This is a genomic window from Kluyvera sp. STS39-E, from assembly GCF_040932435.1.
GTDB lineage: Bacteria > Pseudomonadota > Gammaproteobacteria > Enterobacterales > Enterobacteriaceae > Kluyvera.
This window is the reverse complement of the sequence record NZ_JBFQGA010000007.1, coordinates 87775-103933: the sequence shown is the minus strand read 5'-3', so window position 1 is coordinate 103933 and position 16159 is coordinate 87775. Positions and strand designations below refer to the sequence as shown.

13 protein-coding genes are annotated in these 16159 nt (G+C 54.5%); 8 read left to right on the top strand and 5 right to left on the bottom strand.

What is annotated here, in order from left to right; translation table 11 throughout:
• The first annotated feature begins 115 nt into the window (after nt 1-115).
• Nucleotides 116-1540, top strand: coding sequence for a dihydrolipoyl dehydrogenase (gene lpdA / locus AB4K05_RS16630; RefSeq protein WP_368481261.1), 1425 nt, complete (start codon nt 116-118; stop codon nt 1538-1540).
• A 127-nt stretch (nt 1541-1667) separates the two neighbouring features.
• Here the strand turns inward: lpdA and AB4K05_RS16625 are convergent, their stop codons facing one another.
• Both AB4K05_RS16625 and AB4K05_RS16620 read right to left on the bottom strand, forming a co-directional pair.
• Nucleotides 1668-2465, bottom strand: a complete 798-nt coding sequence (locus AB4K05_RS16625; RefSeq protein WP_368481052.1) for a DUF2950 family protein — start codon at nt 2463-2465, stop codon at nt 1668-1670.
• An 11-nt stretch (nt 2466-2476) separates the two neighbouring features.
• Entirely contained in the window at nt 2477-4069 is a 1593-nt protein-coding gene (locus AB4K05_RS16620) for a DUF3300 domain-containing protein (RefSeq protein ID WP_368481051.1), read from the bottom strand.
• A gap of 462 nt (nt 4070-4531) precedes the next feature.
• On the opposite strand from AB4K05_RS16620, the gene acnB reads away from it, so the two are divergent.
• Complete coding sequence (gene acnB / locus AB4K05_RS16615; protein WP_368481050.1) at nt 4532-7129, top strand: bifunctional aconitate hydratase 2/2-methylisocitrate dehydratase; 2598 nt, start codon at nt 4532-4534, stop codon at nt 7127-7129.
• Nucleotides 7130-7309: 180 nt separating this feature from the next.
• A complete protein-coding gene (gene yacL / locus AB4K05_RS16610; protein WP_368481049.1) occupies nt 7310-7672 on the top strand; it encodes a protein YacL in 363 nt (120 codons plus the stop codon).
• A 33-nt stretch (nt 7673-7705) separates the two neighbouring features.
• Here yacL and AB4K05_RS16605 read toward each other — a convergent pair whose 3' ends face one another.
• Nucleotides 7706-8053: a YacC family pilotin-like protein gene (locus AB4K05_RS16605; RefSeq protein ID WP_368481048.1), complete on the bottom strand. Its 348-nt coding sequence runs from the start codon at nt 8051-8053 to the stop codon at nt 7706-7708.
• A 144-nt stretch (nt 8054-8197) separates the two neighbouring features.
• Here AB4K05_RS16605 and cueO point away from each other — a divergent pair, with 144 nt between their 5' ends.
• Nucleotides 8198-9766: a multicopper oxidase CueO gene (cueO, locus tag AB4K05_RS16600; protein WP_368481047.1), complete on the top strand. Its 1569-nt coding sequence runs from the start codon at nt 8198-8200 to the stop codon at nt 9764-9766.
• 139 nt (nt 9767-9905) lie between these two features.
• On the opposite strand, the gene AB4K05_RS16595 is transcribed toward cueO, so the two are convergent.
• On the bottom strand, nt 9906-12296 hold the full coding sequence (locus AB4K05_RS16595; protein ID WP_368481046.1) for a glucose/quinate/shikimate family membrane-bound PQQ-dependent dehydrogenase: 2391 nt from the start codon (nt 12294-12296) through the stop codon (nt 9906-9908).
• 205 nt (nt 12297-12501) lie between these two features.
• Here AB4K05_RS16595 and hpt point away from each other — a divergent pair, with 205 nt between their 5' ends.
• Entirely contained in the window at nt 12502-13038 is a 537-nt protein-coding gene (hpt, locus tag AB4K05_RS16590; RefSeq protein WP_368481045.1) for a hypoxanthine phosphoribosyltransferase, read from the top strand.
• Between the two features lie 71 nt (nt 13039-13109).
• Here hpt and can read toward each other — a convergent pair whose 3' ends face one another.
• The gene (gene can, locus AB4K05_RS16585; protein WP_368481044.1) at nt 13110-13772 is read right to left on the bottom strand and encodes a carbonate dehydratase; all 663 of its coding nucleotides are present in this window, start codon (nt 13770-13772) and stop codon (nt 13110-13112) included.
• Nucleotides 13773-13873: 101 nt separating this feature from the next.
• On the opposite strand from can, the gene AB4K05_RS16580 reads away from it, so the two are divergent.
• The 3 genes from AB4K05_RS16580 to AB4K05_RS16570 all read left to right on the top strand — a co-directional run bounded on the left by AB4K05_RS16580 (nt 13874) and on the right by AB4K05_RS16570 (nt 16116).
• Nucleotides 13874-14797, top strand: coding sequence for an ABC transporter ATP-binding protein (locus AB4K05_RS16580; RefSeq protein WP_368481043.1), 924 nt, complete (start codon nt 13874-13876; stop codon nt 14795-14797).
• The gene (locus AB4K05_RS16575) at nt 14794-15564 is read left to right on the top strand and encodes an ABC transporter permease (protein WP_368481042.1); all 771 of its coding nucleotides are present in this window, start codon (nt 14794-14796) and stop codon (nt 15562-15564) included. The genes AB4K05_RS16580 and AB4K05_RS16575 overlap by 4 nt, the downstream gene beginning before the upstream one ends.
• 111 nt (nt 15565-15675) lie before the next feature.
• Nucleotides 15676-16116 (top strand): PTS sugar transporter subunit IIA, encoded by a 441-nt coding sequence (locus tag AB4K05_RS16570; protein ID WP_368481041.1) that lies wholly within the window; start codon nt 15676-15678, stop codon nt 16114-16116.
• Nucleotides 16117-16159 lie beyond the last annotated feature (43 nt).

Here is a 16159-nt window from a genome sequence, read left to right as displayed (position 1 = left end):
GTTGTTTAAAAATTGTTAACAATTTTGTAAAATACACGCGGATAGAACGTCCCGGTGGACATGGGCGTAATAACATAAGCGTCAGACCCGCCGGATATAAATGATAGAGGTCATGATGAGTACTGAAATTAAAACTCAGGTCGTGGTACTTGGGGCAGGTCCTGCGGGCTACTCTGCTGCATTCCGTTGCGCTGATTTAGGTCTGGAAACCGTAATCGTAGAACGTTACAGCACCCTCGGTGGTGTTTGTCTGAACGTTGGCTGTATCCCTTCTAAAGCACTGTTGCACGTTGCAAAAGTTATCGAAGAAGCCAAATCACTGGCTGACCACGGTATCGTCTTCGGCGAGCCGAAAACCGATATCGACAAAATTCGTACCTGGAAAGAGAAAGTTATCACTCAGCTGACCGGTGGTCTGGCGGGTATGGCCAAAGGCCGTAAAGTGAAAGTGGTAAACGGTCTGGGTAAATTCACCGGGGCAAACACCCTGGAAGTGGAAGGCGAGAACGGTAAAACCGTGATCAACTTCGACAACGCTATCATCGCGGCGGGTTCCCGTCCGATTGAACTGCCATTCATTCCGCATGAAGATCCACGCGTATGGGACTCCACAGACGCACTGGAACTCAAAGAAGTGCCAAAACGCCTGCTGGTTATGGGCGGTGGCATTATCGGTCTGGAAATGGGTACCGTGTACCATGCGCTGGGTTCAGAGATTGACGTGGTTGAAATGTTCGACCAGGTTATCCCGGCTGCAGACAAAGACATCGTTAAAGTCTTCACCAAACGTATCAGCAAGAAATTCAACCTGATGCTGGAAACCAAAGTGACCGCTGTTGAAGCAAAAGCAGACGGTATCTATGTTTCTATGGAAGGCAAAAAAGCGCCAGTTGAAGCACAGCGTTACGACGCGGTACTGGTCGCGATTGGTCGTGTGCCAAACGGTAAAAACCTCGATGCAGGCAAAGCCGGCGTTGAAGTTGACGACCGTGGCTTCATCCACGTCGACAAACAGCTGCGTACCAACGTACCGCACATCTTTGCTATCGGCGATATCGTCGGTCAGCCAATGCTGGCGCACAAAGGTGTTCACGAAGGTCACGTTGCTGCTGAAGTTATCGCAGGCCAGAAACACTACTTTGATCCGAAAGTGATTCCATCCATTGCGTATACCGATCCAGAAGTTGCCTGGGTTGGTCTGACCGAGAAAGAAGCGAAAGAGAAAGGCATTAGCTACGAAACCGCCACCTTCCCGTGGGCTGCTTCTGGCCGTGCTATCGCTTCCGACTGTGCAGATGGCGTCACCAAACTGATCTTCGACAAAGAATCTCACCGTGTTATCGGTGGTGCGATTGTCGGCACCAACGGCGGCGAGCTGCTGGGTGAAATCGGTCTGGCTATCGAAATGGGCTGTGATGCTGAAGATATCGCGCTGACCATCCACGCTCACCCGACTCTGCACGAGTCTGTGGGCCTGGCAGCAGAAATCTTTGAAGGTAGCATTACCGACCTGCCGAACGCGAAAGCGAAGAAGAAGTAATTCTGCGCAACGTTGCCGGATGGCGACGCAAGCGTCTTATCCGGCCTACAAATATCGAGTAGGCCTGATAAGCAAAGCGCCATCAGGCAAATAAAAAGCGGCTAGTCAGCCGCTTTTTTTACGCCCTCTATTCCGCGAGTTGCCACGGTGCTTGCGCGTCAAAGCGGGTCATTGCCGCGATTTTGTCCGTCGTTTGCTCACCGAAATCGGCCTGGTAGACCTTATCATTCTGGCTGACCATAAAACTCATCACCCCCGTTTGCCCCCATTCAACCGGCCATGCCAGCAGGGCCACTTCACCTTTATCGCCGTTGGTGATAATACGGAAATGGTAACCATGGTAGCCTTCACCTGGTACGGCTGGAGCGAAGTTTGGCCCCAGTGGACTTGGCGCTTCACCCGGTACGATGGGCCAGTAGAGACCGTCTTTTTGGCCCTCGGTGCTGATGATTTTCTGCGCCCAGCGGTGGTTTAGCTGGTAATAATCCTGCTGTGCGTCAACGTACGCGTGCATGGCTTGAATGGCGGAGAGCTCATTGCGGCCAATGGCGCGGGTCTGAATTTCATCCTCCCCGGCGGCGATATTGAACGCCCAGCCTGTGCTGCTTCGTTCCATTGGGATTGGCAACCGCCAGTTATCGTTGCCAACATCCAGCCAGGCGGTATCGGACTGTTTCACGATGCGGTGGCCAAGCTGCCAGTCGCGTAGGAAGCGAGCTACCGCCTCTGGGTCGACCCCATCGGGGGGCAAAAACTGCTGCCAGTTTTCGCCTAAAAGATTATTCAGCGCGGCATCGTCTTTGTGGCTAATGGCATTCGCCAACTCGCTGGCTGCTTGTTCTGGACTAGAGAATGTTTGCTGCGCCAGTGCCATCAGTGGCGACATCGCCAGCGCCAGCAGGGCCATCTGTATCTGCTTTTTCATTCGAATATTCCTTAGCGTCGACGTAGCTCATGGTGTCCGGAGCGTTCGCCATCAAGGCCTGAGGCATGGCGGCTTTGTAACCCACGAGACTGCTGTGCCTGCCATGACGGTGCCCGGCTTTCATTACCGCTGAAGGCATTATTGCGTTGTCCTCTCTCGCGGTTTAGCTGCGCACCGCGCTGGTCCGTTATCTTCTGCTTCAGGTGTGGCGTTTGCGCATGGTCACGATGCTGCGTTGTGGCCGAATGTGACTGCTGCCGAACCTGCTGTGCTGCGGCGTGAGCTTGTGCAGTGTGTGCAGGGGTGTCGTAACCGCGGAAGTTATCCCGCTGCACGGTTTTGTTGAGCTGCTGTGAAGCCGCGTGGCGCTGGGCGTCACGCGAACCTAACGCGCTGGCATTACCGCCGTTTTGCGTGCGCTGATGAAGCTTATCCATTGCCGCCTGCCGCTGGCTATCGCGGTTTGGCTGTGAGTGAGCGGCTGCGCTTAATCCTCCCGCGACATCGGTGGGATGCGCGCCAGCAAGCGTCGGCGCAGAGTGTGTCGCGCTTAATCCCCCTGCAACATCGGTCCGGTGATAGCGCTGCGCAACGTTGTTATTAGGGTAAGGCACATTGCCGCGATAGGCGGGGTTATGCTGCCAATCCAGCGTCTTACCGCTGATATTTTGTCGCGTTATCTGGTTGAAATTATTTACATTAATGTTGATGTTATCGCCATTGTGCTGGTAGCCGTTGCCATGATAATCGTCATCGTGGTGGTGATGATCGTCATCATCCCAATCGATATTGCTGAAAATGGCGTAGGTTGTCGCCACGCCTAGGCTGTAGCCGAAGCCGCGCACGAAGCTATCGGCAAACTGTTGCCCCGGTGGAGGCGGAAGGTAGACCGGTGGTGCGGCGGTGTACGGCCAACTGTTGCCGTAAACGACCGACGGGTTGTAGTTAGGAACATAGACCACTTCCGGGGTTGCAGGCTCGATCTTAATGACCGTGGGCGCGCTACTGGTGCTGGAGACTGAACCCGCTTCCGCGGTGCGTTTAGTGGTCGTTACCGTTTGCTGGGGCGTGGATTTCAGCGAGCCGGTTTTCTGCGCCAACTGACGCAGATTTTGCACCGCATCCATCACATCCTGCGGCTGCGCTAGGAAGGCGTTACCCAGATTTTCTACCCATTGCGGATCTTCGCCCATCATTCCGGTGAGCTGCGGGAAAGCCACCAGCGATTTCACGCTGGCATCCCAAGGTTGATCGGCCACCGCTTTGATCGCTGCATCCCCTTGCTGCGTTGGATTATCCTTTGACCATTGCACCGCCTGGGCGACGCTGGCGGGGTAGGTTGACGCCATCAGCACCTGTGACAGCAGTGGGTCAGGGTAAAGGGCAATGGGAGCAACCCACTGGGTGATTTGCGCGGTGGTGTAAGTGGGCGCGGCAACGACTGGCGGCGCTGCTGGCACAGATACCGGCGCGGGAGCCGCAACGGCTGCCGCCACTTCTGCTACTGCTGGCTCGCGGCTTTTGACATACAGCGTGCCTGCGGCCGCCAGCAGCCCGGCGCTGCATAGCAACGCGATATAGTGAGGCTTAATAGGCAAATTCATGGTGGATCTCCAAGAACAATACAGTCCGTATCAGAGAGTCGGATTTCCGCGAGTATAAAGAGGCTGTTGTCTATTTTTTGATTAAAGCAGGGAATTGACGACTTGTAGGACATTCTTACCGCTGCTTACACACGAGCGGGGGAGGGCGATAGTAGCGGAATCTGCTGGAACTTGCGCGATGCGCGCCCGCTTGCTCGTAATACTTTCATAACAAAATGCGGATTTCCCTTGCTGGTGTCTGGTTTAATTCCGCCGTTAAAAGGCTTTTTTTAAACTGATATATCAACATTAACGATTCAGCAAATATTTAATGTTGCTTTTTTGTAAACGGATTAACACCCTCCAGAAATCCTGCTATGCTGGCCCTCGCGGCATCGGGCTTTTACCCTACAAACTGCTGTCTCACAGGAGCGTGAAGAGATCGCCGACCGCATATGACAATGAGAGCGAGGAGATACCGTCGTGCTAAAAGAATATCGTGAGCACGTAGCTGAGCGTGCCGCCGAAGGGATTGTTGCCAAACCCCTAGATGCAACCCAAATGGCCGGCTTGGTTGAGCTGCTGAAGAATCCGCCTGCTGGCGAAGAAGAATTCCTGTTAGACCTGTTAATCAATCGCGTACCGCCGGGCGTTGACGAAGCCGCCTATGTTAAAGCGGGCTTCCTCGCTGCCGTCGCGAAAGGCGAAGCTACCTCCCCGTTGGTCTCTCCAGAAAAAGCCGTTGAACTGTTAGGCACTATGCAGGGTGGTTACAACATCCATCCGCTGATTGACGCTCTGGACGATGCCAAACTGGCACCAATTGCTGCGAAAGCGCTGTCTCAGACGCTGCTGATGTTTGACAACTTCTATGACGTAGAAGAGAAAGCCAAAGCGGGCAACACCTTTGCCAAACAGGTTATCCAATCCTGGGCCGATGCTGAATGGTTCCTGAACCGTCCTGCGCTGGCGGAAAAAATTACCGTTACCGTCTTCAAAGTCACCGGTGAAACCAACACCGATGACCTGTCTCCGGCGCCTGATGCGTGGTCTCGTCCGGATATCCCACTGCACGCGCTGGCGATGCTGAAAAACGCCCGTGAAGGCATTGACCCGGATCAGCCGGGCGTTGTGGGTCCAATTAAGCAGATCGAGGCGTTGCAGCAAAAAGGTTTCCCGCTGGCCTACGTGGGCGACGTTGTGGGGACCGGTTCTTCCCGTAAGTCCGCGACGAACTCCGTACTGTGGTTCATGGGCGACGATATTCCTCACGTGCCAAACAAACGCGGCGGCGGCCTGTGTCTCGGTGGTAAAATTGCACCTATCTTCTTCAACACCATGGAAGATGCGGGCGCATTGCCAATCGAAGTTGACGTGAACAAGCTGAACATGGGCGACGTGATTGACGTTTACCCGTTCAAGGGCGAAGTGCGTAATCACGGAACCAACGAACTGCTGGCGACCTTCGAACTCAAAACCGACGTGCTGATCGACGAAGTGCGCGCCGGTGGCCGTATTCCGCTGATTATCGGCCGTGGCCTGACCACCAAAGCGCGCGAAGCGCTGGGTCTGCCGCACAGTGAGGTATTCCGTCAGGCGAAAGACGTGGCGGAAAGCAGCCGCGGCTTCTCTCTGGCACAAAAAATGGTTGGCCGCGCGTGCGGCGTAACCGGTATTCGTCCGGGCGCTTACTGCGAACCGAAGATGACCTCCGTAGGTTCTCAGGATACCACCGGTCCAATGACCCGTGACGAACTGAAAGACCTGGCGTGTCTGGGCTTCTCTTCAGATTTGGTCATGCAGTCATTCTGTCACACTGCCGCCTATCCGAAGCCGGTTGACGTCACCACGCACCACACGCTGCCAGACTTCATTATGAACCGTGGCGGCGTCTCGCTGCGTCCGGGTGATGGCGTTATCCACTCTTGGCTGAACCGCATGCTGCTGCCGGATACCGTGGGTACCGGTGGTGACTCCCATACCCGTTTCCCAATCGGCATTTCCTTCCCGGCGGGTTCTGGTCTGGTGGCGTTTGCTGCGGCGACCGGCGTTATGCCGCTCGACATGCCGGAATCCGTACTGGTGCGCTTTAAAGGCAAAATGCAGCCGGGTATCACCCTGCGTGACTTGGTCCATGCGATCCCGCTGTACGCGATTCGCCAAGGCCTGCTGACCGTTGAGAAGAAAGGTAAGAAAAACATCTTCTCCGGCCGTATCTTGGAAATTGAAGGTCTGCCGGATCTGAAAGTAGAGCAGGCGTTTGAACTGACCGACGCCTCCGCCGAACGTTCTGCGGCAGGCTGCACCATCAAGCTGAACCAGGCGCCTATCACCGAGTACCTAACCTCTAACATCGTTCTGCTGAAGTGGATGATTGCCGAAGGTTACGGCGATCGTCGTACGCTGGAACGTCGCGTGCAGGGCATGGAAAAATGGCTGGCGGATCCGCAGTTGCTGGAAGCCGACGCTGACGCAGAGTATGCGGCGGTGATCGACATCGATCTAGCGGATATCAAAGAGCCAATTCTGTGTGCGCCAAACGATCCGGACGACGCACGTCTGCTCTCTGATGTACAGGGCGAGAAGATCGACGAAGTCTTTATCGGTTCTTGCATGACCAACATCGGTCACTTCCGTGCTGCCGGTAAACTGCTGGATACCCATAAAGGCCAGCTGCCAACGCGTCTGTGGGTGGCTCCGCCAACCCGTATGGATGCCACGCAGCTGACCGAAGAAGGCTACTACAGCATCTTTGGTAAAAGCGGTGCGCGTATTGAAATCCCTGGCTGTTCCCTGTGTATGGGTAACCAGGCGCGCGTTGCTGACGGTGCGACGGTGGTTTCCACCTCAACCCGTAACTTCCCGAACCGTTTAGGTACCGGTGCGAACGTCTTCCTGGCTTCAGCCGAACTGGCTGCGGTTGCCGCGCTTATTGGCAAACTGCCGACGCCGGATGAGTACCAGACCTTTGTTGCTCAAGTGGATAAGACCGCAGTAGATACCTACCGTTATCTGAACTTCGACCAGCTGACTCAGTACACTGAGAAAGCGGACGGCGTGATTTTCCAGACCGCGGTATAACCAATGCCACCCTCTCCCTGCGGGAGAGGGGCTGGTAGCATAAAGGGTGAGAGTGAAGACTCTCACCCTTTTTATTTTCCATTCCTCCCGCCGCTACGCTTTTTTTATTCCCCCATACTGCGATAATTACCTATAGGTACAATGCAGCGGTGACGCATTGCCTTTGTTGAGGAATAGATCATGGAATACGAATTTCTGCGCGACGTTACCGGAGGGGTAAAAGTACGAATGTCGATGGGCCACGAGGTGGTCGGTCACTGGTTTAATGAAGAGGTCAAAGACAACCTCTCACTACTGGATGAAGTAGAGCAGGCTGCAGGTACCGTAAAAGGCAGCGAACGTTCATGGCAGCGCACCGGGCATGAATATACCCTGTGGCTGGATGGCGAAGAAGTGATGGTTCGCGCTAATCAGCTGGAGTTTACCGGCGATGAAATGGAAGACGGAATGAACTACTACGACGAAGAGAGCTTAGCGCTCTGCGGCGTGGAGGACTTCTTACAGGTGATTGCGGCGTATCGCGAATTTTTGCAACAGCGGTAATGGATGCGGAGCCTTGGGGCTCCGCACTGCGCTTTATTTCACGTAGGCCAGCAGGCTTAACGAATCGCGCGCCAGCGCTTTACATTTCTTCGCCGTCGGGATGCCAATACCGCTGAGATCGCGGTAGCTGTCTTCACCGAGAGACTTCATGTTAAATGTATCGTAGTTGCTGAGATCCCACTGATTTTGCTGAGCAAAAAAGACCAGTGCACGACGAATTTGGGTGTTGGGTAAATTCTGGTAGCCACAGTCGTTTTTCAGGAACACAAATACCGCCGTTAAATCGGCCATATCTTCCGCTTCAGACTCGCTTAATGCATAACTCGAGCTGGACATCGCCAACAGCGATCCAAGCAGCACCGTTCGGAAAAACATCTTCATTTCTTCTACCTTACATCGTCGATATTCAACGTTAACATACTTCCCAACGGGACGGGGAGCATTATTCACCGCTTTATGCTTGACCTTCCTGCAGGGGTAGGGTTTAAGCTCAATTAATCACCAGAAGCCGAAAAGGATGTAACGATGCATCGTCGTGATTTTATCAAATTAGGTGCCGCCATCGGCGTCGCCAGCGCCTTGCCTCTGTGGAGTCGAGCGGTATTCGCCGCCGAGCGTCCCAGCTTACTGATTCCACCATTGCTCACCGCTGATGCGAATAACCAAATCCTGCTCAACGTACAGGCCGGAAAGACCGCGTTTGCCGGGAAAATGGCAACCACTTGGGGATATAACGGTAATCTGCTCGGTCCGGCGATTCGTCTGCAACAATGGAAGCAGACCACGGTAAAAATTCAAAACAACCTTGCGGAAGAGACCACCGTGCACTGGCATGGCCTAGAAGTGCCGGGCGATGTTGATGGCGGGCCACAGGGCGTGATTAAACCCGGCGACAGCCGCACGGTCACCTTCACACCCACCCAGCGTGCCGCAACATGCTGGTTCCATCCGCATCAGCACGGCAAAACCGGGCGACAGGTGGCGATGGGGCTTGCAGGGCTAGTGCTGATTGATGACGAAGACAGCCTCAAAATGATGCTGCCAAAGCAGTGGGGTATCGACGATATTCCGGTGATTATGCAGGATAAAAAATTCACCCCGGCGGGAGAAATTGATTATCAGCTCGACATCATGAGCGCGGCAGTGGGTTGGTTTGGCGATACGTTGCTGACCAATGGCACGCCGTACCCGCAGCATGCTCCGCCGCGCGGCTGGCTGCGCCTGCGTTTGCTGAACGGCTGTAACGCGCGTTCGCTGACGCTGGCCGCTAGCGATAAACGCTCGCTGTATGTTGTCGCCAGCGATGGGGGTTTCTTACCGCAGCCGGTTGAGGTCAACGAACTGCCGATGCTAATGGGCGAACGTTTTGAAGTGCTGGTGGATGTGCGTGATGGCAAACCGTTTGATCTGATAACGCTGCCGGTGACCCAGATGGGCATGGCAATTGCGCCATTCGATAAGGCTGTGCCGGTGCTGCGCGTCCAGCCGGTTGGCGTTCCGGGTTCTGGTACGCTGCCGGACTCGCTGGTCTCCATGCCTGCGCTGCCGTCGCTGGACGGGCTGACCGAGCGTAAGCTGCAGCTGTCGATGGATCCGATGCTCGACATGATGGGCATGCAGGCGTTGATGAAGAAATACGGCAAACAGGCGATGGGCGGCATGATGGATCATGGTGGAATGATGGACCACGGTGGGATGAATATGGACCACGGCGCGATGGACAATATGCATCATGGCGGCGGGGCGTTTGATTTCCATAATGCCAACCGTATCAACGGCAAAGCGTTCGACATGGACGTGCCGATGTTTGCTGCTGCGAAAGGCCAGTATGAACGCTGGGTGATTTCCGGTGAGGGCGACATGATGCTGCATCCGTTCCATATTCACGGTACCCAGTTCCGCATATTGCGTGAAAATGGTCAGGCACCGGCGGCACATCGTTCAGGCTGGAAGGACACGGTACGGGTTGAAGGCGGTATCAGTGAAGTGCTGGTGAAGTTTGACCACGAGGCGTCGAAAGAGCAGGCCTATATGGCGCACTGCCATCTGTTGGAGCATGAAGACACCGGCATGATGCTTGGGTTTACGGTATAAAAATGCCGGATGGCGCTACGCTTATCCAGCCTACAGATCGACACCCGTAGGCCGGATAAGGCGCTAGCCGCCATCCGGCACATAACATCGCAACACCGGTAGGCCGGATAAGGCGCTAGCCGCCATCCGGCGCATCACCTTACTTCGCGTCGTCCGGCAACGCGTAGGCCACGATATAGTCGCCCATTTTGGTACCAAACGAACCATGACCGCCTGCGGAAATGACCACATACTGCTTGCCATTCACTTCATAGGTCATCGGCGTTGCCTGGCCACCGGCCGGTAGACGTCCCTGCCACAGTTTCTCACCGTTGCTCATGTTGAACGCACGCAGATAGTTATCCGCAGTGCCCGCGATGAACAGCACGTTACCGGCAGTAGAAATTGGGCCACCCAACATCGGCATCCCCATATTGAACGGCAGCGGAATCGGCATTGGGAATGGCAGGCTATCCTGCGGGGTACCCAGACGTTTTTTCCACACCACTTCGTTGGTTTTCAGATCCAGCGCGGAAATGTAACCCCAGGCCGGCTGTTTGCACGGCAGGCCAAACGGTGACAGGAAGGCGTTCAGCGTGACGCCGAACGGCACACCGTACTGGGGTTGAATGCCGGACTCAGTGCCGCTGGATTTCGCGTCTTTCGGCGGTTCCATCGGGTTGCCTGGGCCACGAGGGATCAGCTTCGACACAAACGGCAGCGCCATTGGGTTGGCGATCGCCACCTGACGGTTAGGGTCAACCGAGATGCCGCCCCATTCAAACATCCCCAAGTTACCCGGGAACACCAGCGTGCCTTTCTCAGACGGCGGTGTGAAGATGCCTTCATAGCGCATCTGGTGGAACATCACGCGGCACACCAGTTGGTCAAACATGGTGGCGCCCCACATGTCCGCGCCGGTTAAATCTTTCTTCGGACGGAAGCTCAGGTCAGAGAACGGCTGGGTTTTGCTGACGTAGTCGCCTTTCGCCGCACCCTGTGGAACGGGTTTTTCTGGAGCCGGAACCACCAGCTCGCCGTTACGACGATCCAGCACGAAAATGTTGCCGGTTTTCGCCGGGGCATAGACCACCGGTACGGTTTTACCGTCAACGGTGATATCCGCCAGGGTCGGCTGAGACGGCATATCCATATCCCACAGGTCGTGGTGAACGGTCTGATAGCTCCACACCAGCTTACCGGTCGTCGCATTCAGCGCCACAATCGAACTGGCGTAGCGTTCCTGCTCCGGTGTGCGATTGCCACCCCAGATATCCGGCGTGGTCACGCCCATCGGCAGATAGACCAGATCCAGTTTCGCATCATAGGCAGCAGGTGCCCACGAGTTCGGTGAGTTCAGGCTGTAATGGTGCTCGTCACCCGGAATAAGATTTGGGTCTTTAGCACCGGGATCGAATGCCCACAGCAGCTTCCCGGTGTTGATATCAAAACCACGAATCACGCCAGACGGCTCGCGGGTTGAGAAGTTGTCGGTAACCGCACCGGCAATCACAATCACCTTATCAGTGACGATAGGCGGTGAGGTTGGCTCGTACATACCCGGCGTCGTGACCGGCATATTGGTTTGCAGATTGAGGATGCCTTTGTTAGCAAAGGACTCGCACGGCTTACCGGTATCGGCGTTCAGCGCAAACAGACGACCATCGTTCACCGGCAGAATGATGCGGCGTGGACAATCGGCTACCACGTCCGGTGACGCGGTCTCCGCCGTGGCTTCATGGTAAGACACGCCGCGACAGGTTACATGCTGGAAGCTAGGGTCTGTGCCCAGTTGCGGGTCAAAGTGCCATTTCTCTTTACCGGTCGCCGCATCGAGCGCAAATACGCGCTGGTGGGCGGTACACAGGTAAAGCATATTGCCGATCTTGATCGGCGTAACCTCGTTGGTGATTTCGCCCGGATCGTTCGGCTGCTTCAGGTCGCCGGTGCGGAACACCCACGCTTCCTTCAGGTTGTGAACGTTATCGGCGTTGATTTGCTTGAGCGGGGAGAAGCGCTGGCCTTCTTGGTTACGCCCATACGCCGGCCAGTCCTGATCGGCGACTGGCGAAATAGGCTCAGCAGGCGTCGCATCGGCGCTCAGCGTGCCGTTAACCTCCTGTGGGTCGTTGAATCCGGCCCAGGTGAGGATACCGGCGCTTATCACCAGTGCGACCAGCAGAGCAGCAACGGCGCCGCTGGAAGGCACAGCTAGGCGCTGCCAGACGAACGGCAAAATCAGCCACACGCCGAAGATGACCAGCACGTCGCTACGCGGCGTGAGCGCCCAGAAGTCGAAGCCGACTTCCCACACGCCCCAGATCATCGTGACCAGCAGCAGTGCGGCATATAGCCACAGCGCCGAGCGTTTAGCGCGCCACAGCATCGTGGTAATGCCCAGCATCACCAGACCGGCGATAGGGTAGTACCAAGAGCCACCGATGGCGACCAGCCAGATGCCGCCGATTAACAAATACAGCCCGCAGAATGCCGCGAAGAGGGCCGTTAGCCTCACGAGTAAACGTGATTGTTGATGTTTTGTTTCAGCCATAGAAAGGGTGCCCGTTAGTTTGTTAATTATTGCTTTCATTTCATTATAGGATTTAACAAGTGTGATCGAAATCACAAAATGAGCTTTATTATCGAATTAGCCGCCCGATCCGTTTTGCTGGTATACTTTCTCGCTTGCTGATCAACCCGTTAGCTCTGGGTTAACGGGTTGAGTGATTTACATTTAAAATCATGTGGTTAGTTAAATGAAACATACTGTTGAAGTGATGATCCCGGAAGCGGAGATCAAAGCGCGTATCGCCGAATTAGGTCGTCTGATTAACGAGCGCTATCAAGATAGCGGCAGTGAAATGGTGTTAGTGGGTTTGCTGCGCGGCTCGTTCATGTTCATGGCTGACCTGTGCCGTGAAGTGCAAGTTCCACACGAAGTCGATTTTATGACGGCATCTAGCTATGGCAGCGGTATGTCCACTACCCGCGACGTGAAAATCCTCAAGGATCTCGACGAAGACATTCGTGGCAAAGACGTGCTGATCGTTGAAGACATTATCGACTCGGGCAACACCCTGTCGAAAGTGCGTGAAATTCTGGGTCTGCGTGAGCCGAAGTCGCTGGCAATCTGCACGCTGCTCGATAAACCGTCCCGCCGTGAAGTTGATGTGCCGGTTGAGTTTATCGGCTTCTCCATTCCTGACGAGTTTGTGGTCGGTTATGGTATCGACTATGCACAGCGTTATCGTCATTTGCCGTACGTGGGCAAAGTGGTTCTGTTAGACGAGTAAGGTGCTGGAGCGCCTGATGGCGCATGCTTGTAGGCCGGGTAAGGCGTAGCCGCCACCCGGCAATGCCTTTGCTACTTATGATTGACGTGTTTTAACTTGAGGTTGGAAATCCCGTGGCGGTAACGTTGCTCCAGGGTTTCTCGGCTGGTGGCGGTCACATCGAGATCGCGCAGTAGGCCGTCGTGAATACCGTAAGCCCAACCGTGAATCATCACCTTCTGGCCGCGCTTCCACGCTGATTGCATGATGGTGGAGTGGCCCAAGTTATATACCTGTTCCATCACGTTCAATTCGCAAAGCGTATCAAGGCGACGTTCTGGCGGCATCTCGCCAAGCAATGAGCTATGTTTGAACCAGATATCGCGAATATGCAGCAGCCAGTTATCGATTAACCCGAGTTCAGGATTTTCTATCGCTGCTTGAACACCGCCACAGCCGTAGTGGCCGCAAATAATAATGTGTTCAACTTCCAGCACATCAACGGCATACTGCACCACGGAAAGGCAGTTGAGGTCGGTGTGGATAACCAGGTTTGCCACATTACGGTGAACAAACAGTTCACCAGGTTCAAGACCGGTCAAACGTTCGGCGGGAACGCGGCTGTCAGAACACCCAATCCATAAAAAGCGCGGTTTTTGCGCTTGCGACAGCTTCTCAAAAAATCCGGGATCCTCTTCTATCAGCATCTTTGACCATAGTGCGTTGTTGCTGATAAGTGTATCTATGTCGTTCATGGAGGCTGTAACCCAGTAAATTGCGTTGGGCTAATATAGGGCAACTCCTGATTTATTAAAACCTAATATCAAGTATCAGAATGTAAGGTAAGCAAAAATCTATGACCATTGCACTGGAATTAGAGCAACTGACAAAGACCTACCCCGGCGGCGTTCAGGCGCTGCGTGGGATAGATTTAAAAGTTGAAGCCGGCGATTTTTATGCGCTTTTGGGGCCAAACGGCGCGGGTAAATCGACCACCATCGGCATTATCAGCTCGCTGGTAAATAAATCCTCAGGACGCGTGAGCGTCTTTGGCTATGACCTACAAAAAGATGTGGTTAACGCCAAACGCCAGCTCGGGCTCGTGCCGCAGGAATTTAACTTCAACCCGTTTGAAACCGTGCAACAAATCGTGGTCAATCAGGCGGGTTATTACGGCGTTGAATATAAAGAAGCGATGATTCGCAGCGAAAAGTACCTCAAACAGCTCGATTTGTGGGAAAAACGCAACGAACGCGCGCGGATGCTGTCCGGTGGGATGAAGCGCCGTCTGATGATTGCCCGTGCGCTGATGCACGAGCCAAAATTGCTGATCCTCGATGAGCCGACGGCGGGCGTCGACATTGAACTGCGCCGTTCAATGTGGGGCTTCCTCAAAGATCTCAACGATAAAGGCACCACCATTATCCTCACCACCCACTATCTGGAAGAGGCAGAAATGCTGTGCCGCAATATCGGCATCATCCAGCGCGGTGAGCTGGTGGAAAACACCTCAATGAAGAACCTGCTTTCCAAACTGAAGTCAGAGACCTTTATTCTCGACTTGGCGCCGAAAAGCCCGCTGCCGCAGTTGGAAGGCTACCGGTACAGTCTGGTGGATACCTCAACGTTGGAAGTGGAAGTGCTGCGCGAGCAGGGGATTAATAGCGTCTTCTCCCAACTGAGCGCACAGGGCGTTCAGGTGCTGAGTATGCGTAACAAAGCGAACCGTCTGGAAGAGCTGTTTGTTTCGCTGGTTAATGAAAAAGGAGATCGCGCATGACGCATCTTTACTGGGTCGCGCTGAAAAGCATCTGGGCGAAAGAGATCCACCGGTTTATGCGTATCTGGATCCAGACGCTGGTGCCGCCTGTCATCACCATGACGCTGTATTTTATTATTTTCGGTAACCTGATTGGCTCCCGTATCGGGGAAATGCACGGCTTTACCTACATGCAGTTTATCGTGCCGGGTCTGATCATGATGGCGGTGATTACCAACGCCTATGCCAACGTGGCATCGTCGTTTTTCAGCGCTAAGTTCCAGCGCAATATTGAAGAGCTGCTGGTGGCACCGGTGCCGACGCACGTGATCATCGCCGGGTTTGTTGGCGGCGGTGTGGCTCGTGGGCTGTGTGTTGGCGTGCTGGTTACCGCCATCTCGTTGTTCTTTGTGCCATTTCAGGTACATTCGTGGGTGTTTGTTGCGCTGACACTGGTACTGACGGCAGTGTTGTTCTCATTGGCGGGGCTGTTGAATGCGGTCTTCGCCAAGACCTTTGATGACATCAGCCTGATCCCGACCTTCGTGTTGACGCCGCTGACCTACCTTGGCGGCGTGTTCTATTCGCTGACCCTGTTGCCGCCGTTCTGGCAGGCGCTGTCGCATCTGAACCCGATTGTCTACATGATCAGTGGATTCCGTTACGGTTTCCTTGGCATTAGCGATGTGCCGCTGCTGACGACCGTCGGCGTGCTGGTGGTGTTTATCGCGGCCTTCTATCTGCTTTGCTGGTACTTAATTCAGCGTGGACGCGGACTGCGTAGCTAAATCTGCTGCATTTCCCGGCAGGTGAAATCTGCCGGGAAGCATTTTATGACAGTCATCACTCCCCTCAATAGATTGCTCCGCTAAACTACTTGCCTGCTAAGGAGGCAAGCTATGTTGGGTTGGGTCATTTCCTGCCACGACGACCAAGCACAGGAATTGCTGGATCGTCTGGAAAAAAAGTATGGACCGCTGCCGCAGTGTCGGGCGGTTAACTATTGGCGTGGACTGAGCGCAAACATGCTCAGCCGTATGATGTGCGAAGCATTACACCAGACTGACTCTGGTGACGGCGTTATCTTTCTTACCGATAGCGCGGGCGCTGCCCCCTACCGCGTGGCATCGTTGATGAGCCACAAACAAAGCGGCTGTGAAGTCATCGCCGGTATCCATTATTCATTGATTGAGCAAATGGTTCCGTTGCGGGAATCCATGAGCAGCAGCGAGTTTCGCCAACGAATTGTTGAGCTGGGAACCCCCGGAGTGACCAGTCTTTGGCATCAGCAGCAGAAAAATCCGCCCTTCGTACTACTCCATGATTTGTATGAGAATTAAACGTTGGTATTGATGCGGCTTTTGTTAGAATAGTCTTGTCGGT